Source organism: Mucilaginibacter sp., assembly GCF_965225845.1.
Taxonomy (GTDB): Bacteria; Bacteroidota; Bacteroidia; order Sphingobacteriales; family Sphingobacteriaceae; genus Mucilaginibacter.
Genome location: NZ_CBDDBL010000002.1, coordinates 2,666,050 through 2,687,170, shown reverse-complemented (window position 1 = coordinate 2,687,170; position 21,121 = coordinate 2,666,050). Strand labels below are relative to the sequence as shown.

Below are 21,121 nucleotides of genomic sequence, written 5' to 3'. Positions count from 1 at the left end.
TATACAAAGTTATCATTGATGAAAAAAATATTTCTTACCTTATTTATTTCAGCAACATTTTTACTGGTTGCTAACCTATCAAATGCCCAGGACAATCAGCCGCAAGGCAACGGAGATTACAGAACGGCAGTAGGGCTAAAGTTTGGGCCTTTTGAAAGTGGCATCTCTGTAAAATATTTTCCAACCAGTAATGTTTCTTATGATGGATTGATCGGTTTTCGGGATCATGGTGTTGTATTTACCGGGTTATATGAATTAAACCAGGAAGCCTTTAATGTACCGGCTTTAAAATTTTATTATGGATTCGGCGCGCATATTGGCGCGGTAGGTAAAGGCGAGATTGATGATTTTAATGGGGCTGAATACTATAATAGCAGCCACATTTTATTAGGCGCAGATGGGGTTATAGGATTGGAGTATACATTACCGGGCGCACCCATTGCTATAAGTCTTGATCTTGACCCAAGAATTGAATTAGCCAGCGGCCCTTATTTTGATCTTGCGCCGGGGTTAGGGTTAAAATACACTTTTTAGATACTTTTGAAAAGATCGTTATCGTATGATCACGATCTTTTTAGCATAAATAGTTGCGCCAAGCATCAACTTTAATACATATACTCCCGCAGGTTGATTAGCTACATTAATTGCAGTGCTGTAATTACCCGCCGGTATGCTTTGTGTATCAGTATAAACAGTTCTGCCAACACTGTTTACCAGGCTCATGTTCATTATTGTGGTTGCAGGTGCATCAAACAACACATTTAATACAGTATTTGTAGGTACGGGATATACCGTAAAGCCAATGGCATCGGTGCTTCCTGTAGGTGTGTTTATATATACGTAGGTTGACGATGTATCGGAACAACCTGTGCCTGACGTTACCCTTACCTTGTAATTGCCGCTGCCGGCCGGGATATATGTTTGGCCTGTAGCATTATTAATGATACTACCATTTAAATACCATTGGTTACCGCTAGAGAAATTAGAACTTAAAACCGAGCCATTACTAGTTATAGTCGGCCTTATCAAAGTTATAGGCAGCCTGGTGTCTGACGCGCAACTCGCACTTATTACCTTTAAATTATAAAAATAATAGTAGTAGTTTAAAGGATTAACACCTGTGCCTGTGGCAGTATTGCTTGTAATAGTAAACACACTATCAATTGTAAAAGGGTAGCCGCTTACACCCGCGTTATTACGATAAATAGTAACATTGGCATCATATGATACATTAATGGAATAATCACCGGCTGCAGGGATCAATAGATTCAAGTTATATACTTTGCCCGTATCTGCCGGGTCATCAGATTGTGCACCCTGCTGTGGATTTGTTGCGGTAGCTACTGCATTTATGGTTGTGCTTGATAGTGTTTCGCCGCCGCTGTTGGTTACATTAAAAGTTATCGCTCCCGGGTAGCCAATGTACAAACGGGCACTTTGTAATATGACAGGTGCGTTTGCATGCACCAAAACCGACGGTCCGAATTGATTATATCCACCCCCGGTGAAAACTTCCTTAGTAGCAGGCCCTATTGTGCCGCTAAAATCATTTAGTCCGGCATAAACTGTTTTGTTTGCGGGTATTTGTGATGCAGTTGCAGGTGAACCTGTTGCAATAGGTGAGGTATCAGTAGTGTTATTATACCAAAAGATAGTACCATCGCCAATTCCCGATAAAGAGTATTTACTGGTTTCGATACAATAGCTGGCTTTAAGATCGCTGACAGTAGGCGCCGTATTAATAATAACAGTGCTTTTTGCTGTATCGTTTGATGTAATTACATCCCCCGGCAAACTTGTTGATGCAACAACAGTGTAAGTTGCCCCTGCAACAGCGTTAAAGGTTGTGTTTAAAGTAAAATCGGCTTGTTGTAATGGTGTCAATGTGCCTGTGTACGTTTGTGTAAATGTAGTAACCGTATTGCTGGCTGATGTTACCTTAACAATAACCGGTATATTACTAATATTTGCTGACCCATAATTAGTAAGCACAACCGTAATTGGCGTAGCGCCTGAACAGCTTCCGGCAGGTTCAGGGTTTGCAATAGAAACTACCCCTGCGTCGGTTGTTGATTTTATAAATTTCACACGGTAATCCTGGGTTTCACCTTTTGCATACGAACCGCATGCCTGTACAGCTGCAGTATCGTTAGTTTCAGTTAATACAACTCTCAACAAGCTATAATTGCCCGGAACTACGCTTATCGGAACTGTGATGTTACTATTATAGGTGCCTGTGCCATTAATTACCCCGGTTGTGGCCACTAATTCGCCAGCGCCGTTAAAATTGCCATCGCCATTCCAATCAATATATACTTTAGCAATTTTATTGAAATTGTTGCCGCAGGTACCTAAGGTTAAGCTTAAGGGATAGGTTTTACCCGCGATTAAACTATCGGTAAGGCTGGTATAATCAGCGTAAGTTGTGCAACCTGCAGCCGGCGTATTATTTATATTTGATATGGTGAAATTATTTACACGGGAATCTGCACTCGACGTTGGCCCGGATGTACAATAGGTGGTGCCACCAACTCCGGTAGCTATCAGGGAGTAGGCTTGTCCGCCTGATTTTAAAGTGTTTTTGTGCGATACAGTAATAGTATATTCTCTGCCGGGTACAGATTTAGCTACATAAACTTGCTCCACATTATCGCGTATGTTATTGCCTGTTGTTGCAGGGTTAATTGGGTGTGCCGGATCTAATATCCAGGGCATAAAGATTGTAGTGCCATCGCTAACGCTTATATCCAGGTCATTAACCAATTTTATTGTTGGGTCATAAGCGGTATCAATGGTTGATGCTGTACCTGCGGGATCTGTCCAAGATATAGTAGCCATTAATGGTCCATCCCCTGATGCCACTACATTAACTGTTTGTGTTTGTCCCTGAGATAGTGAATCTTCCTGTATTATACTTTTTGTGCCATTATCGGTTATTGCCTGTGCCGCATTTTTGGTGTTCAGCAATCCCCAGCCGTACATGTAATCCGGGCCGACACTACCGGCATCAAGAGCAGTTGCGCAAGCAAGCCCCTTTAAAGTGGCGGCCCGCATAAATTTACCGGAATGCTTTTCTGCATAATATTCCTGCAACAGGTACAAAGACCCGGTAACATTTGGCGCAGACATAGATGTACCGCTTAATGTGATATAAGTTGTTGGGGTTGCGCTACCGCACGATAATACGTTTTCGCCCATACCCATGATGTCGGGTTTAACACGCCCGTCATCCGTAGGGCCATAACTGCTGAAATAGCTGGCAATAATACTGCTGTTACCCGGTGGGCCGTAAGGTAAAGCACCAACAGAGCCTACGGTTAAAATGTTTTTTGCATTACCTGTTGTTGCAATGCCTTTAAACCCATATTGACTGCTGATATCGCTGGCGGCTGTGCGGGTTTTTGTTACCAAGGTTGGATTTGTTGCACTTTGGTACCCTTGGTATGTTCCGCCAATAGCAGGGCCATTATAACCGCGCGAATTCCCGGCTGATTCTACAATGAGAAAATATGGGGCGTTATATGCTATCTGGTCGAATGATTGTGCCCTGTCATCATACATGCCAAATGCATAATCAACGGTATCTCCCGGTAATCCGTACCAGGTCCAGTTACCGTTGGCATCCAGGTCCCATCCTGCTACATCGCCATAGGAGTGGTTTGATAAAATCAGACCGGGGGCGGCGGCACTCATGGTAGTTATATCATTATTGAAATCATAAGATTGGAGTGTGGCAGCATTAAAAGCCATCCCTTTTGCAGGTGCGTAAACACCTTTCGCCATTATTGTGCCGGCTACGTGGGTAGAGTGGTCAAGAACCGATTCTGTAGTTTTAAGAGTGATCGTTTTACCGGCAAATTCCTGGTGAGCTGCATATACAGCGCCGCCATCCCATTCACCTATTTTATTATTTAAAAAAGTACTTGACCCCGACAGATTTAATCCTGAACTGCCGACCGGCTGCACCGCATTGGTTTGGGTTGTTGCAGCTGATATTATATTATCGAAAGTTTTAAGATAAACTGGGAACCCCCTGCGATTTAAACCTTGTAAAGCTTTTATACCGCCATCTTTGGTTTTACTACGGATTTTCCAGCCATGTACTGTTGCCTGTGCCATAGCTGATTGATGGCTATTGGTATAAATAGTATTTTTTTGGATTGACAGATCCTGAAGCGCTTTCTTTTTACCGGCAGTAACCAGTTGTTGCTGACAAAATGCATCCCCGGCGAAAACAAATAATAAAAAACCAGTAATAATTGCCGAGTAGCGTTTATTCATACACCCTGAAAATAAATGTTTTAACTTGTTAAATTTTAGTTTAACAAGTTTCTGTAATTTAAATCGGATTATGAAATTTTTTACCTGTTAAAACGGATAATGAATCAACGAAATGTGATTGACTAGCAATTATGATTAACTATATCTTATCTATCCTGATCCACTTCATACCTGCGGCTTCAGCTGCGCGGGTACCTGCTTCACCATCTTCAAAAACCAGGCAATTTTCGGGTGCTACACCAAGTTTTTCGGCGGCAGCTAAAAAAGGGTCGGGGTAGGGTTTGCCATGCGGGGTTTCACCGGCACAAACTAAAACCTCAGGCAAATCAGCTATGCCCAATACACGCAATGTTCTTTCTACTGCGCTGCGCTGGCTTCCGGATACTACTCCGATTTTAACTCTGCCAACGTGTGACTTTAGGTGGTTAACAACGTAATCAACAGGTAGAGTTTGATCGATGTATTCCTCCAAAAAAAGTTGCTCCCGCTTATGTGCAAATTCAATTGGGTCGAACGAACTGTTGTATCGTTTATTAATTTCTTCAACTACATTAATAACAGGCCAGCCGGCCAATTCATCAACCAATGAGGCATCAATCAAAACTCCGGCCTCAGCTGCAACTTTAACATAAGTTTTTTTATGAGCACCCATATTGTCGGCAAGGGTACCATCGCAATCATATAAAAATGCCTGGAAGTTGCCTGCGGTTAATAAAGTAAGTTTTTCGTATCTGGAGTTATTGTTTAAATCTGCCATTATGCAACGAAGTTAATTAATTGAATATTGGGTAGGCTATTCGTTACTAATTATTGGCAGAATAATTAAAACTATTTACCAGTATTGCCCGCAAAACATCAGTAACGCTTTTGCATTTATTGGTTGTAGTTTCCAGCGAATACAATATCTCGCGATATTTAATTAATGTGATCGCGTTTTTTTCATTGGCGAATAAATCAGCAAGGGCATTATAATAGATCTGGTCGGATTGATGTTCAAAATGTTTTATCTGCCTGCATGATTCCAAAATTAATGCCCCTTTGGTTGACATGCGCAGCATATTGACAGATTTTTTTATTTCGGAGCTGGCATTTAATATAATGTTAGCTATCTCTGTCATAGGTGTGATAAACTCGGTAATATTATAAAGGTACATACGCTCGCTTGCCTCATGTATAAAATCGGCAACATCATCAATGGCAGATGCAAGCGTATGTATGTCGGGCCGGTTAAGTGGGGTGAATATCACCTTATCAAGCGCAAGATATATTTTATGGGTAATATCATCGCCAACGTTCTCAAGGCGATCAATGTGTTTAAAAATCACCTCGCGGGCTTCGGGCTCTTCTGTATTTACTGCATTAACCAGTAAACCAGCCATCTCTACTGCATTTCCAGCAGCCTGATCAAACAAATTATAAAACTGGGCACCATTTAAAAAATAATCCTGGAAAAATCTCCCCATACAACCTATTGCTATTAAAAACGCTAAAATAAAGGCACTATGTTAACTGGGTATTAACACAAAATTATACTATGTTAATTCTGTATAAACAAATTGTTTAGTGTTAATATTGCATATAATGAATTGATATTTAGATAATTGTGAATGCATTTGTTAATTTATAATTAATCATATTTACTATTAGTATGTTTTTTTCATTGAGTTAATATTTAAATAACATTACCAAATGTTAATGCATCCTTAATATTAGGGTAACCTTACGCCTGCACCTTTGAAGAAAAAATTTAAACTCATTTCGTTATGAAAAAAACGTTTACGTATCTATTAAATACTGCTGTGTTAACAGGTTTGTTAATATCGGGTATTACAGCTAACGCGCAAACTTTTGCATCGACAGAAACCATGCATAAGAAAGAGATCGCGAAAAAAGATTCGGCTGTTGCTATAACAACAACTACCGCACAGGTAAAACCTGCTGAGCCAGTTGATACTGCATGGCACCCGCAAAGAAGATTATGGGGTTACGCTTTCGGCGATGCTTATTATGCTCAACATACACCTCCTTTAACTTCAACCCAGGGTAAAGAAAACAACTATTACCAAACTCCATCTGGCAGAAATGCTTTCCAGTTCCGTCGTTTATACTTAGGTTATGATTATGATATAACCAAAAAATTCAAGGCTGAAGTTTTGTTAGCATCAGAGCCTAATGAAAACACGCTACCGGTAAGCAGCACTGTAGGTGTTCAAAACGGTGACAACTTAGCTGACGGCAGAATGTCATTCTATATCAAAAACTTTAACTTACGTACAAGAGAAGTTTGGCCTGGAACTGACTTCGTTATCGGTGAAATGAGCACTCCTGGTTTCGCATTAAACGAAGGTGGAACAAATGCTCCTACTTCATTATCAGAAGCAACCTGGGGTTACCGTTCAATTGAAAGAACAATCACCGACTTCCACAAAAATAATTCTTATGATGTTGGTGCGGCTTTACAAGGTACATTCGATCCTAAAACTAAAAACTTCGGTTACGTTTTCATGATCGGTGATAATACTACTTCAACTTTAGCTACTGTTTATAACAGCAATAATGCTTTAAGCGCAACCAACCCTAACCCAAATACAGGTTTCTTTAAAATATTTTATGGTGATTTGTGGGGTAAATTTCTAAACAACAAAATCTATGTGGATTTATATGCGGATTATGCTAAAACTGCATCTAACACTCCTGTAGCTACAACCGTTATCCCTTCAGGTTCATTGGGTACACAAGAGCATAACATGTACAAAATATTTGTTTCATACAACAGCTCACCTTTAACAGTAGGTGTTGAAGCTTACACTCAAAAATTTGGATTAGGTGTTACTGATAATAATACTTTCACAGCTCAAAATGTTACTGCACAAGGTATTTCATTATGGGCAAAAGGCGCTATAGTTAAAAATCAATGGGGTTGGTTCGCTCGTTATGATGGTTATAATCCTGATACTAAATTTAACAGCGCTAACACATATACGGTTAATACAAACTATGGTTCATATGATCCTACAGTTAAACAAAAGTTTGTTACAGCAGGTTTAGATTTTACTCCGGCTAAAAACATTCACTTTATGCCAAACATCTGGTTTGATCAGTACAAAGACCAGTTAAACCCTACTACTACTACTACGAATGCAGTAACAGGTGTACAAACAACTGCTCCAACAAAAGGTTATTTTGCTGATAACCACACTTTAGTATACAGAGTGACTTTCTTCTACACTTTTGGTAAATAAATCATAAACTAGTAAATATAAATAACAGATCATGAAAGTAATGAAAAGTTTAAAAGTTGCGATAGTTGCATTAGCAGCATCAGCGGCAACATTATCTGCTTCGGCACAGGACAATACCTTACTGGGCGCAGGTAGTACATTTGTTTACCCCCTGTTCTCAAAAATGTTTTCTCAATACACTGCTTCAAAAGTTAACTACCAATCAATTGGTTCTGGCGGCGGTATATTGCAATTAACAAACAAAACAGTTGATTTTGGTGATTCAGATGCTCCTTTAAATGCTGATCAAACAGCTAAAATGAGTGCCCCTGTTCTGCATATCCCAATGACTTCAGGTGCTGTTGTAGTAACTTACAACATCCCGGGTGTTAGCGCGGCTTTAAACCTAACCGGTAAAGATCTTGCTGATATTTACTTAGGTAAAATTACTACCTGGAATGCAGCCGAAATTAAAGCTACAAACAAAGGTGTTAACTTGCCTGAATTGCCAATCGTTGTTATCCACCGTTCAGACGGTAGCGGTACCTCATTTATCTTCACTGATTACTTAACTAAAGTAAATGCTGATTGGGCAAAACGTGTTGGTAAAGCAAGTGCTGTTAACTGGCCAGCTGGTTTAGGTGGTAAAGGTAGCGAAGGTGTTGCCGGTTTAGTAAAGCAAACCCCTGGTGCTATTGGTTATGTTGAATTAGCTTACGCTAAACAAAACCACATGCCTATCTCAAACATCCAAAACAAAAGCGGTAAATTTATTGAGCCAACAATTGAAGCTACTACTTTAGCAAGCAACGTTGTTATCCCTGCGGATTCAAAAGTATCTATTACTGATACTGACAACCCTAAAGGTTACCCAATTGCCAGCTTTACCTGGGCTTTAATTTACAAAGAGCAAAACTACGGTGGCCGTTCAAAAGCACGTGCTACTGAATTATTGAAATTGTTATGGTGGAATATTCACCAGGGACAAGCTGATTGCGCTCCGTTAAACTACGCACCGCTTTCAAAATCAGCTGTTAAAGTTGCTGAGCAAATATTAAAATCAGCTACTTACGACGGTAAAGCAATATTATAATTTCGACGCAGGAAGTAAGATTCAAGATAAATTATTGAATCCTGATTCTCTTAGTTCTTTGCTCTAAAAAAATCTAACTACCAGTTCTCCGATAAGGTGAACTGGTAGTTGTATATATAAGAAAACCAATAAGTTTGTGGAAAATAAAAGATTAAAACTATCAAACGGCCAGCTTAAGTGGGAAACCATATTCAGGCGTATACTTATAGCAATGAGTATTTTGCTGGTGGTTATCATATTAGGCGTGCTTGCCACGCTTATACTTGAATCCATGCCAACAATCAAAACATTGGGCATAGGCTTTTTATGGGGCAAAATATGGGACCCTGTAAGTAACGTTTACGGTGCTTATCCTTTCCTGGTAGGTACATTACTTACTTCGTTTATCGCGCTCATTATTTCGGTGCCATTTTCTTATGCAATTGCAATTTACCTTGGCGAGTATAATCCTAAAGGTTGGTTATCCGACCTGCTTAAGAATGCCATCGAATTAATTGCGGCAGTACCATCTATCATTTATGGTTTTTGGGGATTATTTGTGCTGGTACCCATTATCCGTACATTTGAAATGAAAATTGGTGTAGCGCCGTATGGTATCGGTGTATTTACATCTTCACTTATTTTGGCGGTGATGATCATTCCTTACGCGGCTTCATTAGGCATAACCTTGATCCGTATGGTACCATCTCCATTAAAAGAAGCTGCTTACGGCTTAGGTGCAACACGTTTCGAAGTTATTCGCAGTGTGATCATGCCTTATACACGTTCGGGCTTATTTGCCGGGGTATTGCTTTCATTAGGCAGGGCTTTAGGCGAAACAATGGCAGTTACCATGTTGATCGGTAACACAAGCGCGGTTGCAGACAGCCTTAAGAATGCCATTTTCGGGCCGGGCAATACCATGGCCAGCGTTATAGCCAATGAGTTTACCGAAGCGGATCACTCACAATATTTATCTGCTTTGATTGAACTTGGTTTGGTGTTGTTCTTTGTAACCGTAGTAATTAACCTGATTGGCAAACGAATCATCACCCGGTTCACAAACGATTAAGCTATTATGGAATTAAATGTAGGATTAAGAAACACTAAAAGCGCGATATTTAAAGGCATAATTGTATTTTTTGCCTTTTTAATTACAGTGCCGCTTATCATCGTTTTGGGTTACATTATTAAGCAAGGTATCTTCCAGGTAAACTGGCATTTTTTAACCAATGTTCCGGCACCTGTTGGCGAAACCGGCGGAGGAATAATAAATGCATTAGTTGGTAGCTTTATAATGGTTATGGTATCAGCAGTAGTTGCTATTCCTGTAGGGATGGCTGCCGGCATCTATCTGAGTGAAAATCCAAAGTCGAAACTTGCTTATTACAGCGGTTTATGCGTTGATATTTTACAGGGCGTGCCTTCAATAGTAGTGGGCATTGTTGTATACTTCTGGTTGGTTAAACCGTTAGGAACATTTTCGGCATTATCAGGTAGTGCCGCATTGGCAATAATGATGTTGCCCATTGTTATCAGGTCGACCGAGCAAACGCTTAAAATGTTGCCTGCTTCGTTAAAAGAGGCTGCACTATCATTAGGAGTACCATATCACAGGGTTATTTTAAAGGTAATTGTTCCTTGCGGCTTCGCGGGTATTTTATCAGGTATTATGTTATCAATAGCACGTGTTATTGGTGAAACTGCACCTTTGTTGTTTACAGCTTTTGGTAACCCGTACTTATCATACTCGCTTACCAAACCAATGGAAAGTTTACCTCACCTGATATTTACCTATGCAACCAGCCCTTATGATGACTGGCACAACTTAGCCTGGGGCGCATCATTTATATTATTAATGTTTGTTTTAGTATTAAACATATTCACAAAAGTGTTAACAAGAAAATGGAAAGTACAATTGTAAAAGCTGAAAATTATAACTCTTTTTTTGGTGATAACCATGTTGTAAAAGATGTAAATATCAGCATAAACAAAAATGAGGTTATAGCGGTAATGGGCCCTTCGGGCTGCGGGAAAACTACGTTTTTACGTGGTATAAACCGTATGCACGAACTGATCCCAGGCGCAACATCAAAAGGTAAAATACTACTTGACGGTGAAAATGTTTATGACATGAACGCTATTTATGTTCGCTCGAAAATTGGTATGGTGTTTCAACGCCCCAACCCGTTCCCGAATTTGAGCATCTATGAAAATGTTGTAGCAGGTTATTTATTAAATGGCATCAAAATATCAAAAGCTGATAAGGATGTGATCGTTGAAAAATCATTAACCAGTTCTGCTTTATGGAAAGAGGTTAAAGATTCTTTACATAAAAAAGGTACATTCCTTTCAGGAGGCCAGCAGCAGCGCTTGTGCATCGCACGCGCCATAGCCATGCAGCCTGAACTGATCCTGTTTGATGAGCCAACTTCTGCACTCGACCCTATATCAACTTCGAGTGTTGAAGCGTTATTTCATGAATTAAAAGAAAACTATACACTGATCATCGTAACACACAATATGCAGCAGGCTGCACGTGTTAGTGATAGAACAGCCTTCTTTTACATGGGCGAATTGGTTGAGTTTGATGATACCAAGCAAATGTTCACTAATCCAAGCGATCAGCGTACACAGAATTACATAACAGGAAGATTTAGTTAATGATAGAGATTAGAGGTTGGTGATTAGAGATTAGTTAAATTAATGATCACTTTTGACTTTTAACTTTTTGACTTTTAATTTTTAAAAGATATGACACCATTAGAAAACGAAATAATCGCACTTAAAAAAGAACTTATCAATATGTGGATATTGGTACAGTCGCAATTAAACAAGGCTAAGGATGCTATGATCCAGTTTGATAAGGATTTGGCACGCGAGGTTTTGGTTAAAGAAAAAAGAGTAAACTCTTTTGAGTTAAAGATAGACAGGGATTGCGAAAATATATTCGCTTTACATTGCCCTGTTGCTATCGACCTGAGATTTTTGTTGGCTGCGCTGAAGATCAATACAAATTTGGAGCGTATTGGCGACATTGCAGCAGGTATTGCTAAATATGTGGTTGATTCATCCGTGAATTTTGATGTAGCCGCAATGGAAAGCACCTCAATGATACGTATGTATGAAGAGGCAGTAAATATTTTAATAGATACCCGTACTGCTTTTGAGAAGGAGGACACTGTATTAGCACGCAGCATTTTTAAACGTGATGATGTGTTAGACGCTATAAATGATAACGCGCCAACAACAGTTGCCGAGGTTATAAAAGCACATGACGATAGCCTGCCAGAAGCGCTTTACATTCTGTCTATCATCCGTAAACTGGAGCGTGTAGGCGACCAGTCGAAAAATATTGCCGAAGAGATTATTTTTTATGTTGAGGCCAAGATCCTTAAACATTATGAAAGCAGCCGTGAAGGTGCTGCTGAAGAAGAGCAACAATAGGTTAGTTTAAAATTAGGTTTGATTTGATTTTAAGGCCGGTAGCAATACCGGCCTTTTTTTGTAGATTTAATTTAATGGATAAAATCTCCTTTTTAACCAAAATGCTACGTTAACCAATGCTATTAAAGCAGGTACCTCAACCAATGGGCCTACAACACCAACAAAGGCCTGCCCGCTATTAATGCCAAAAACTCCTATGGCCACGGCAATCGCTAATTCGAAATTGTTTCCCGCGGCAGTAAAGGATATGGCTGCGTTTTGTGAATAGTCGGCACCAAAATATCTGCCTAAAAAGAAACTGGCCAAAAACATAATGGCAAAGTAAATTACTAAAGGTATAGCAATACGCAGTACATCAAAAGGTATGGCTACAATCAATTTACCTTTAAGGCTAAACATGACGATGATTGTAAATAGTAAGGCTATTAATGTGATAGGTGAAATAAAAGGAATGAATTTTTGCTGATACCAGCTGATACCCTTTGCTTTGATTAATAAATACCGACTAACGAAGCTTGCTATAAACGGGATACCCAAATAAATTGCTACAGATTTTGCAATTGCATTGATCGTGATATTGATCTCTGCGCCTTTGAAACCGAAAAATGGTAATAGTACCGTAATAAATAACCAGGCATAAACGCTATAAAGCAATACCTGGAAAATACTGTTGATAGCCACCAAGCCTGCTGCATAATCGCGGTTACCATCGGCAAGTTCATTCCATACCAATATCATGGCAATGCACCGGGCAATGCCAATAAGTATGAGCCCTATCATATATTGCGGATGGTTATGTAGGAATATAATAGCTAAGGCAAACATCAATATGGGCCCGATTACCCAATTAAGTAGTAGCGAGGCCCCTAATATTTTGGCGTTGCTAAACACTTTGCCAATGGTTTCATAATTCACTTTTGCTAATGGGGGATACAGCATTAATATTAAACCAATAGCTAAGGGAATATTAGTTGTACCACTGGAGTATGAATTGATAAAGGCGGGTGCGTATGGTATAAAATACCCAATCGCTATACCTATGCCCATCGCGATAAAGATCCATAAGGTTAAGTACCTATCTAAAAAAGATAGCTTTTTTCGTTGTGTAGGGTTACAGTTGTTTGCACTCATCCGGATTATGCTAAATGTTGATTTATAAAACTTTCGGTGTAGGATTTTATCATCTCCCTTACCCGCCTAAATTCATTTATCACATCTTTCAAGTCACCCGTAGCTTTTGCTGGATCGGGAAAGTTTTGATGAAACCGCTGTGCTTTGGTAGGAAAGTAAGGGCAATTTTCATTCGCATTATCGCAAACAGTAATCACAAAATCGAAAGGAACATGCATATATTCATCAATATTGTTGGAGGTATGTTTGGATATATCTATGCCATCCTCGGCCATAACCTCAATTGCCTTTGGATTAACACCATGGGTTTCTATTCCGGCGCTGTAAACGTTTGCTTTATTGCTTGCAAAATGTCTTAAATAGCCTTCGGCTATCTGGCTCCGGCAGCTGTTACCGGTGCATAATACTAATATGTTTTTCATATTATTTATATTAATTAGCAACATCCTGATCCCGCAGTGCAACTATTTTCTTTAACCAGGTTTTTTAGTTCTACTTTTGATTTTTCTGTGCCGCAGATATCGCCACGATTAATGGCTTTGCATTGAACAGCATCCGAAAGCAGGTCAATAATTAAGTCTTCGCCTTTTATTATAAATTCATTTGGAAACATTTGGCGTGTATCAAAATCTGAATTACCAAATTCAATTTTAACTATTCCGTTTGAAGCTAATTCCAGCTTGTGTTCCACAACTTCAATAATTTCCAAAGCCTTTTTAGCTTTCATGGGTTTAACCCGGTGCTGGCCAATCGGCTCCCATAATTGAACAATTATTTCTATCCAGGTATTTAAAACTCCACCACAATCAACTGATGTGATGGGCGCTTGTTTAATTTCGGTAATGTGGTAAGATGCATCAACAAATTTATTCTCTGCATACTTAAATTGCAGGTTAAGTTCATCGTTTTGTGTTAAAGCCTCTTTAAATAATTGCCAGGTTATTGTTTGAGTGATATTCATGTTAATTATTATCAATTGTAATATTACGATGGATCAATTTAAATTTTTTTAACAACAGATTTTAGGATCTTTATATCCTCCGAAGAAATTAGCCAATTCTGTATTAAGCATTGTCCACGCTTTAGGTTCAATACAATAACAAACGCTTACACCCTCAATTGTGCCTTGAATTAGCCCGGCATTTTTAAGTTCTTTTAAATGCTGGGATATGGTTGCTTGTGCTAATCCTAATTCTTCCACTAAATCCCCACAAATACATGCATTAGCATTTATAATATGCTGTAAAATTGCAATACGCGCCGGGTGCGCCATTGCTTTAAGCATTATGGCCAGTTTGTTTTGTTCATCAGAGAAAATTTCGGTTTTAGTAGTTCCCATATTATATCGTAATATTACGATTAATTATTGATCATTCAAAGAAAATAAATATTTATTTCGGATTATCGGATGTTATTCCCCTAATTACACATAATCTATTAGCGAAAATTCTAATTTTGCAGGAATGAGTATCTCGCTAAAAAATAAATTCGACAGTATAATTTTCGATCTTGATGGTACGCTTTGGGATAGTACAGCTAATGTTGCTCTCGCCTGGCAGAAAGCTGAACAGGAAGTTGATTTTTTAAGTAAAGAATTTACTGTTGATACCGTACGCAGTATCACAGGAATGACCTATAAAGCTATTTTCGAGGTTTTATTCCCTGAATTAGATGAGAGTCATCGTAACGAGTTTAAAGCTATTGCCGCTAAATATGAAATACAAACGCTGAATGAAAAAGGCGGAGAATTGTATCCGCAACTGGAGTTTGTATTGCAATACTTGCAAACCAAATATAAATTGTTTATTGTAAGTAACTGCCAGAACGATTACATCGAAACATTTTTGAATTTTAGCCAACTTGGACACTACTTTTTAGGGCATCAGTGTTACGGAACTAAAAATGCGCCGAAAGCGGAGAATATTATGGACATTGTACATGATCATCAACTTAAAGCACCTGTTTATGTTGGCGATACCATGGGTGATTTTACCAGTGCGCAAAAAGCCGGCGTACCATTTATTTTTGCTGCTTATGGATTTGGTAAAGTTGAAGAAGGTCAAATAGCAACCATTGAGCACCTTGGCGATTTGATTAATTTATTGTAGTTAAACTTTCCGGTTGTAATAAAATTTCTTTTTAGTTTAATTAATTAAGATTTTGGTATGGTTTTTTGATGGTAGATGTAAATAAAATCAAACCATGAAAACCATAGTATTTATACACGGCATGTTCCAAAATCCTAAAAGTTGGGATAAATGGGTCGAATTTTTCAGTGCAAAAGGTTATAATTGCTTAGTGCCAACCTGGCCATTGCACGAAGGCGAGCCAACAGACTTGCGCAACAATCCACCCGAAGGTTTAGGTGACCTGCATCTGCAAACTATTGTAGATAAAATAGAAGACGTTATAACATCTTTAGATGAAAAACCTGTTTTGATTGGGCACTCTGTTGGCGGTTTAATAGTACAGTTACTGGTTGAAAAAGGCTTGGCAGATATTGGTGTACCCATCAGCTCGGTTGCACCTAACGCCATGCTGGCTTTTGACTGGGGCTTTATGAAAAATAGTGCTTTGATTGCTAATCCCTTTAAAGGTAACGAGCCATTTTATATGGATCTGCAAAATTTCCACGATTCTTTTTGCAACACCATGAGTATGGAAGAAACTGAAGTTGCTTATAGCGAATATGCAACTCATGACAGCCGTAACGTACTACGAGATTGTATGGGTGCCGATGGACAAATTGACGTGGAAATGCCACATGCGCCATTATTATTCATCGCAGGCGAAAAGGATGAAATTATCCCAGCTGAATTGACCAAAAGAAATAGTGAAGTTTATACTGACGAGGTTAGTATAACTAAGTATAAAGAATTTACTAATCGCGGGCATTTCATTTGTGGTGAGCCCGGATGGGAAGAAGTAGCTGATTACATTTATAACTGGTTACAAAAACACCAGGAATATCAATATCAGTCTTCGGTAGTGTTATAAAAATTAATGTGAGTTGTGAATGGTTGGGAATCAAACTAAAATTTGATACCAGCCATTTTTTATTGTTGGTCGCAAACCAGGTTTTCCATTACCAATATCGCCGCGCCGATGAGTTCGGCATCAAAACCAAGCTCTGATATTAAAAGTTCGGTACTGCCGGCTAAACGTGGGATGCAATACTTATTTAACGCTTGCTGTATCGGCGCAAGCAGTATTTTTCCTACAATAGCGCCACGGCCGCTAAGCACAATATTTGACGGGTTCATGATGTGGATGAGTATTGATAAAGCCTTACCAATTTTGTACCCGGCATCAGATAATAACTCGATAGCAAACTGATCGCCATTATTGGCGGCATCCATAATGGCATCTCCCACTAATTTAGGATGATTTTCTTCCGTATAATTTAACCTGGAAATACGCCCTTCCTTTATTCCTTGTATCGCTTTTTGCACAACCACTAACAGAGATGCTTCTGTCTCCAAACAGCCGCGTTTACCGCAATTACATAAAGCGTTACTATCAGAAATAGGTATGTGGCTAAACTCGCCTGCAAAACCATTATGCCCGCGGTACAATTCGTCATTAACAATCATTCCTAAACCAATACCCCAACCTAAGTTTATTACCATAACATCTTTACGGTTTTTGGCTATGCCAAAACGTTGCTCGGCAAGGGCAATTAGGCTCGAGTCATTATCAATACAAGTGGGTATACCGGTCTCCTGGGTTATATAATGTGTTAAGCTATCAGCACCGGCATCAAGGTGTGTATAATTAATACCCTCATTTACATTTATAAATCCGGGCATACCTATACCTATCCCGGCGTATTTATCTTTGGGTATACCTGTGGTTTTTACATAATCATTTATATAGGAAATAAGCAACGGAAGCGCCTGCGAATTATCGCCCATTTGCATCTCAACAACCATCATATCCCCAACCGGGTTATTCAGCAGGTCGGTTAATTGAATGCGGGTCGAGAACTGGTCCATCGCTATCGCAAGGATATACATGGCATCACCCTTAATGGAGTATACCTGCGGCCTGCGCCCACCGCTCGAGCGCGCGTAGCCATCTTCTATCACCATACCATCATCAATTAGCTCACTAATGGCTTTTGCAGTTGATGGGAGGCTTTTATCTAATATCTCGCTTAGTTCGGCGCAGGAAAGCCCTTTATCAAAATACAGGTGCTTAATGATCTGGCTTTTTAACGGCGAATTTTTCAATGTAGCTTTAAATTAACTGTTAATAAAAATAACAACTGCTTTGTTAAGGCAATTATAAATAATTAGTGCAAATAAGCAACATTTAATTTCATTTGCGCTAAACCGTTAAAATAAAAAAAGCGCCGCTATTAACGCGGCGCTTTAAATATATATAGTGGAGTTAATTATTTCGCTACAGCAAATTCACCGTCAGCTTTAATAGTAACGTCATCGCTAAGTACTGCATTAGGATACATGGCGCCTAAGTTAAATTCGGTGCGCGTTACAGTACCGGTTAACTGGAAACCTGCATCATTAGCCTTGCTCATTGGGTTAAGGATAGTGCCACGGTACCAAAGATTAAACGTTACAAATTTTGTAATGCCATGCATTGTTAAGTTACCGCTTAATTTGTAGTGGTTAGGAGATGTTTTAACTATGCGAGTACTGGTGAAAGTAATTGTTGGATCAACTGCTACATTAAAGAAATGATCGGATTTTAAATCACCATCGCGCATATCGTTACCAGTATTAATTGATGCAGCGTTGGCAGTAAAATCAAATTTAGCGTCGCTGAAATCGGGTTTTGACGCAGTAATGGTTGCATCAAAATCTTTAAAGTTACCCTCAACATCAGACACCTGCATGTGAGTTACAGTAAATTGGAAACGAGCATGTGCTTTATCAACCTTCCAGGTTGTTTGTGCAAATACTGCGGTTTGTGATAATACAATTACAGTTAATAGGATTAATTTTTTCATATTGATTTTTGTGAGTGTTAATATTTTCGTCAAATATAGTATAGTAAATTCAATTTATATGTTTAAACATGTAAATTTATTGTCATTAAATTTATTTAGGATTTTAAGAGGATTTAAGTGTATTTGTTGTATGGTGAGCGTTTTCAGATGTCAATAAAATTAATTACGTTTGGAAAACGATTTTAACTAAAAACTGATCTTATTAATTAAACTATGAAGTTATTTGTAAAAAAATCTATCAGCCAGCTTGTGGCCTCGTCAGATGACGCCGGATCCCTAAAAAGGACCTTAGGGGCAGGCAGCCTGATAGCTTTAGGTATTGGTGCAATTATAGGTGCGGGACTTTTTGTAAGAACAGCAGCAGCAGCTGGCGAACACGCTGGTCCGGCTGTAACCATCTCCTTTATTGTTGCCGCTATTGGTTGTGCTTTTGCAGGTTTATGTTATGCAGAATTTGCTTCGATAATACCTATTGCGGGTAGCGCATATACCTATGCTTATGCCACAATGGGCGAGATTGTTGCCTGGATAATTGGCTGGGCGCTGATATTAGAATATGCTCTGGGCGCGGCTACCGTATCTATCAGCTGGAGCGAGTATGCCAATAATCTTGTAGGGCATCGAATACCATATGAATGGTGCCACTCACCTCTACAATCCGAAATTATTAACGGTGTTTCACAACATGGCATTATTAATTTGCCGGCTTTAATTATCTTATTATTGATATCGGCATTGCTGATAAAAGGTACACAGGAATCAGCTACTATTAATGCCATTATTGTTGTGTTAAAGGTTGCTATTGTGTTGGTATTTATCGCGATCGGCTGGCAATATATTAGGCCGGAAAATCATACACCATATTTAATACCTGCAAACGCCCCTGATGTAAAACAACCTGACGGTACTTTCTATTCTTATCTTCCATTCTTTAATCACGGATGGGGAGGTATTTTAAGTGGAGCAGGGGTAGTATTCTTCGCATTTATTGGTTTCGACGCAGTTTCTACTGCTGCACAAGAAGCAAAAAATCCAAGCAGGGATATGCCAATCGGTATTTTAGGTTCTTTAGCTGTTTGTACCATATTATATGTGTTGTTTTCATGGGTACTTACAGGTGTTGCTCCTTATACAGATTTTATGAAATCGGGTAAAGAAGCTTCCGTAGCTTATGCAATCAGCCATTATATGACTCAATATGCATGGCTTTCAACTTTAGTAAGTATAGCTATTTTGGCAGGCTTCTCCTCAGTTATCCTGGTGATGTTAATGGGTCAATCAAGGGTATTCTATACCATGTCAACTGATGGTTTATTACCAAAAATATTTTCTGATCTTCACCCTAAGTTCCGTACGCCGTATAAGAGCAATATCATTTTGTTTGTATTCGTGGGATTGTTTGCAGCCTTTTTACCTGAAAGTATCGCGGGCGATTTAACATCTGTCGGAACCCTGTTCGCATTTGTGTTGGTATGTATTGGCGTCATTATTCTACGTAAAAAGCAACCGGACCTGATTAGGCCGTTTAAAACTCCATTAGTGCCATTAGTACCCATATTAGGCATCGTTGTTTGCGCTGCTATGATATTTAGCTTACCTGCCGAAACGCAAATAAGCGCTTTATGCTGGATGCTGATCGGCCTTGTTATTTACATGAGCTACAGCCGCAAAAATAGTAAATTGGGTAATGCTTATGATGCTTTGCCTAAGGCAACCGACTTTGAAAAAAAATAAGGATATAACCTCATAAATATTTATGGCCCTGAAATTTTCAGGGCCTTTTTGTTTTAACTACTTTTACCGCCGTCCTCATTATAAATGCCCTCTGTGAAGAATAAAGAACTATCAGTACTTGTTTTTATCTGCATCATTAACTCGCTGGGTTTCGGCATCATCGTGCCCTTGCTTTATTCTTATGGTAAACGTTTCGGCATCAACCATGAAACTATTGGTTTACTTACTGCAGCATTCAGTATTGCCCAGTTTTTTGCAACCCCTGTTTTAGGTTCCATGAGTGACAAGTTTGGGCGGAAGCCTTTATTGGCTATCAGCTTATTTGGTACTTGTTTATCTTTCCTGATGTTTGCCTTCGCACAAGGTGCTATCATGCTTTTCGCTGCGCGGATACTGGATGGTTTAACCGGTGGCAACGTATCCGTAGCACAAGCCATGATATCCGATACCTCAACCAGTAAAGACAGGGCTAAGAAATTCGGGATCCTCAGCTCGGCATTTGGATTTGGATTTGTGATAGGGCCTGCTGTGGGTGGTTTGCTCAGTAAATTCGGCCCGCAGGTGCCGTTTTACTTTGCCGCCGGTATTGCTTTGATGGGGGCATTGTGCTCAGTCTTCTTTTTAAAGGAAACCAATGACAAAAAGAAGAAAGCTACTTTAAAGGGAGCAAGTAAATTTAGTTTTATGTCGCTTATCAATACCCTGAAAATGCCGGTTATAGGTACCGCCATCTTCATTGGATTTTTACTAACAATGGCCCAGTTCACGCTCATCATTGGGTTTCAGACGTTCAGTGTCGATACGCTAAAACTCAATCCCACTAATGTGGGCTTATTATATACAGGTTTTGCAGTTACAGGTATCATTATGCAGCTCTGTGTTCCCTATTTTACAAAGATCATTTCATCTAAGGCAATGATCTTACTGCTGTCAACAGCGGCATGTTTAGGCGCAATGTTCTACACCGGCTTTACTGGTACCATTATCACATTTGCCATTGGTTTAATTATTTATGGCTTGTTCAACGGATTGCGTAACCCCATGCTGAACGCGATTATCGCGGATAATAATACCAGCAACCGACAAGGAGAAGTGATGGGCGTAAATCAGTCTTATGCCTCAATCGGGCAAACGTTAGGGCCAATTACCGCCGGTTTTATGGCGATATATTCCATTCATTTTGTTTTCTTTCTGTCGGCATTTTATATTCTCATTGCTTTTTTGCTTACATTTAGGTTAACATCTAAATACAAATCCTAACGT

20 protein-coding genes are annotated in these 21,121 nt (G+C 39.3%); 11 read left to right on the top strand and 9 right to left on the bottom strand.

Annotated elements, in window-relative coordinates; genetic code table 11:
* Positions 1 to 18 precede the first annotated feature (18 nt).
* Positions 19 to 534, top strand: a complete 516-nt coding sequence (locus ACYZ0U_RS16300; RefSeq protein ID WP_461453593.1) for a hypothetical protein — start codon at positions 19 to 21, stop codon at positions 532 to 534.
* 18 nt (positions 535 to 552) lie between these two features.
* On the opposite strand, the gene ACYZ0U_RS16295 is transcribed toward ACYZ0U_RS16300, so the two are convergent.
* The 3 genes from ACYZ0U_RS16295 to ACYZ0U_RS16285 form a co-directional block, all read right to left on the bottom strand.
* Entirely contained in the window at positions 553 to 4,281 is a 3,729-nt protein-coding gene (locus tag ACYZ0U_RS16295) for a S8 family serine peptidase (RefSeq protein ID WP_461453592.1), read from the bottom strand.
* A 139-nt stretch (positions 4,282 to 4,420) separates the two neighbouring features.
* A complete protein-coding gene (locus ACYZ0U_RS16290; protein WP_461453591.1) occupies positions 4,421 to 5,038 on the bottom strand; it encodes an HAD family hydrolase in 618 nt (205 codons plus the stop codon).
* Positions 5,039 to 5,084: 46 nt separating this feature from the next.
* Positions 5,085 to 5,744: a DUF47 domain-containing protein gene (locus ACYZ0U_RS16285; RefSeq protein WP_461453590.1), complete on the bottom strand. Its 660-nt coding sequence runs from the start codon at positions 5,742 to 5,744 to the stop codon at positions 5,085 to 5,087.
* Positions 5,745 to 6,044: 300 nt separating this feature from the next.
* On the opposite strand from ACYZ0U_RS16285, the gene ACYZ0U_RS16280 reads away from it, so the two are divergent.
* From ACYZ0U_RS16280 to phoU, 6 genes are all read left to right on the top strand, one after another.
* On the top strand, positions 6,045 to 7,523 hold the full coding sequence (locus tag ACYZ0U_RS16280; protein WP_461453589.1) for a hypothetical protein: 1,479 nt from the start codon (positions 6,045 to 6,047) through the stop codon (positions 7,521 to 7,523).
* 31 nt (positions 7,524 to 7,554) lie between these two features.
* Entirely contained in the window at positions 7,555 to 8,595 is a 1,041-nt protein-coding gene (gene pstS, locus ACYZ0U_RS16275) for a phosphate ABC transporter substrate-binding protein PstS (protein ID WP_461453588.1), read from the top strand.
* A gap of 136 nt (positions 8,596 to 8,731) precedes the next feature.
* The gene (gene pstC / locus ACYZ0U_RS16270; protein ID WP_461453587.1) at positions 8,732 to 9,646 is read left to right on the top strand and encodes a phosphate ABC transporter permease subunit PstC; all 915 of its coding nucleotides are present in this window, start codon (positions 8,732 to 8,734) and stop codon (positions 9,644 to 9,646) included.
* A gap of 6 nt (positions 9,647 to 9,652) precedes the next feature.
* Positions 9,653 to 10,498, top strand: a complete 846-nt coding sequence (gene pstA, locus ACYZ0U_RS16265; RefSeq protein ID WP_461453586.1) for a phosphate ABC transporter permease PstA — start codon at positions 9,653 to 9,655, stop codon at positions 10,496 to 10,498.
* Positions 10,480 to 11,238, top strand: coding sequence for a phosphate ABC transporter ATP-binding protein PstB (pstB, locus tag ACYZ0U_RS16260; RefSeq protein WP_461453585.1), 759 nt, complete (start codon positions 10,480 to 10,482; stop codon positions 11,236 to 11,238). Before pstA ends, pstB begins: the two co-directional genes overlap by 19 nt.
* 90 nt (positions 11,239 to 11,328) lie before the next feature.
* The gene (phoU, locus tag ACYZ0U_RS16255) at positions 11,329 to 12,021 is read left to right on the top strand and encodes a phosphate signaling complex protein PhoU (protein ID WP_461453584.1); all 693 of its coding nucleotides are present in this window, start codon (positions 11,329 to 11,331) and stop codon (positions 12,019 to 12,021) included.
* 66 nt (positions 12,022 to 12,087) lie between these two features.
* Here phoU and arsB read toward each other — a convergent pair whose 3' ends face one another.
* The 4 genes from arsB to ACYZ0U_RS16235 are packed head-to-tail and all read right to left on the bottom strand — an operon-like array spanning position 12,088 to position 14,491.
* Positions 12,088 to 13,152 (bottom strand): ACR3 family arsenite efflux transporter, encoded by a 1,065-nt coding sequence (arsB, locus tag ACYZ0U_RS16250; RefSeq protein ID WP_461453583.1) that lies wholly within the window; start codon positions 13,150 to 13,152, stop codon positions 12,088 to 12,090.
* Between the two features lie 5 nt (positions 13,153 to 13,157).
* Positions 13,158 to 13,574 carry an arsenate reductase ArsC gene (locus tag ACYZ0U_RS16245; protein ID WP_461453582.1) on the bottom strand — a complete coding sequence of 139 codons (417 nt, stop codon included), beginning with the start codon at positions 13,572 to 13,574 and terminating at the stop codon, positions 13,158 to 13,160.
* 14 nt (positions 13,575 to 13,588) lie between these two features.
* Positions 13,589 to 14,113, bottom strand: a complete 525-nt coding sequence (locus tag ACYZ0U_RS16240) for a DUF6428 family protein (protein WP_461453581.1) — start codon at positions 14,111 to 14,113, stop codon at positions 13,589 to 13,591.
* A 48-nt stretch (positions 14,114 to 14,161) separates the two neighbouring features.
* Entirely contained in the window at positions 14,162 to 14,491 is a 330-nt protein-coding gene (locus ACYZ0U_RS16235; RefSeq protein ID WP_461453580.1) for an ArsR/SmtB family transcription factor, read from the bottom strand.
* 124 nt (positions 14,492 to 14,615) lie between these two features.
* On the opposite strand from ACYZ0U_RS16235, the gene ACYZ0U_RS16230 reads away from it, so the two are divergent.
* A complete protein-coding gene (locus ACYZ0U_RS16230; RefSeq protein WP_461453579.1) occupies positions 14,616 to 15,260 on the top strand; it encodes an HAD family hydrolase in 645 nt (214 codons plus the stop codon).
* A gap of 94 nt (positions 15,261 to 15,354) precedes the next feature.
* Positions 15,355 to 16,149 carry an alpha/beta hydrolase gene (locus ACYZ0U_RS16225; RefSeq protein WP_461453578.1) on the top strand — a complete coding sequence of 265 codons (795 nt, stop codon included), beginning with the start codon at positions 15,355 to 15,357 and terminating at the stop codon, positions 16,147 to 16,149.
* A gap of 59 nt (positions 16,150 to 16,208) precedes the next feature.
* Here the strand turns inward: ACYZ0U_RS16225 and ACYZ0U_RS16220 are convergent, their stop codons facing one another.
* Entirely contained in the window at positions 16,209 to 17,384 is a 1,176-nt protein-coding gene (locus tag ACYZ0U_RS16220) for an ROK family transcriptional regulator (protein WP_461453577.1), read from the bottom strand.
* Positions 17,385 to 17,548: 164 nt separating this feature from the next.
* The gene (locus tag ACYZ0U_RS16215; RefSeq protein ID WP_461453576.1) at positions 17,549 to 18,124 is read right to left on the bottom strand and encodes a YceI family protein; all 576 of its coding nucleotides are present in this window, start codon (positions 18,122 to 18,124) and stop codon (positions 17,549 to 17,551) included.
* 213 nt (positions 18,125 to 18,337) lie between these two features.
* Between ACYZ0U_RS16215 and ACYZ0U_RS16210 the strand changes: the two genes are divergently transcribed.
* Together ACYZ0U_RS16210 and ACYZ0U_RS16205 are read left to right on the top strand one after the other, a co-directional pair.
* On the top strand, positions 18,338 to 19,858 hold the full coding sequence (locus ACYZ0U_RS16210; protein WP_461453575.1) for an amino acid permease: 1,521 nt from the start codon (positions 18,338 to 18,340) through the stop codon (positions 19,856 to 19,858).
* Between the two features lie 93 nt (positions 19,859 to 19,951).
* Positions 19,952 to 21,118, top strand: a complete 1,167-nt coding sequence (locus ACYZ0U_RS16205; protein WP_461453574.1) for an MFS transporter — start codon at positions 19,952 to 19,954, stop codon at positions 21,116 to 21,118.
* Positions 21,119 to 21,121 lie beyond the last annotated feature (3 nt).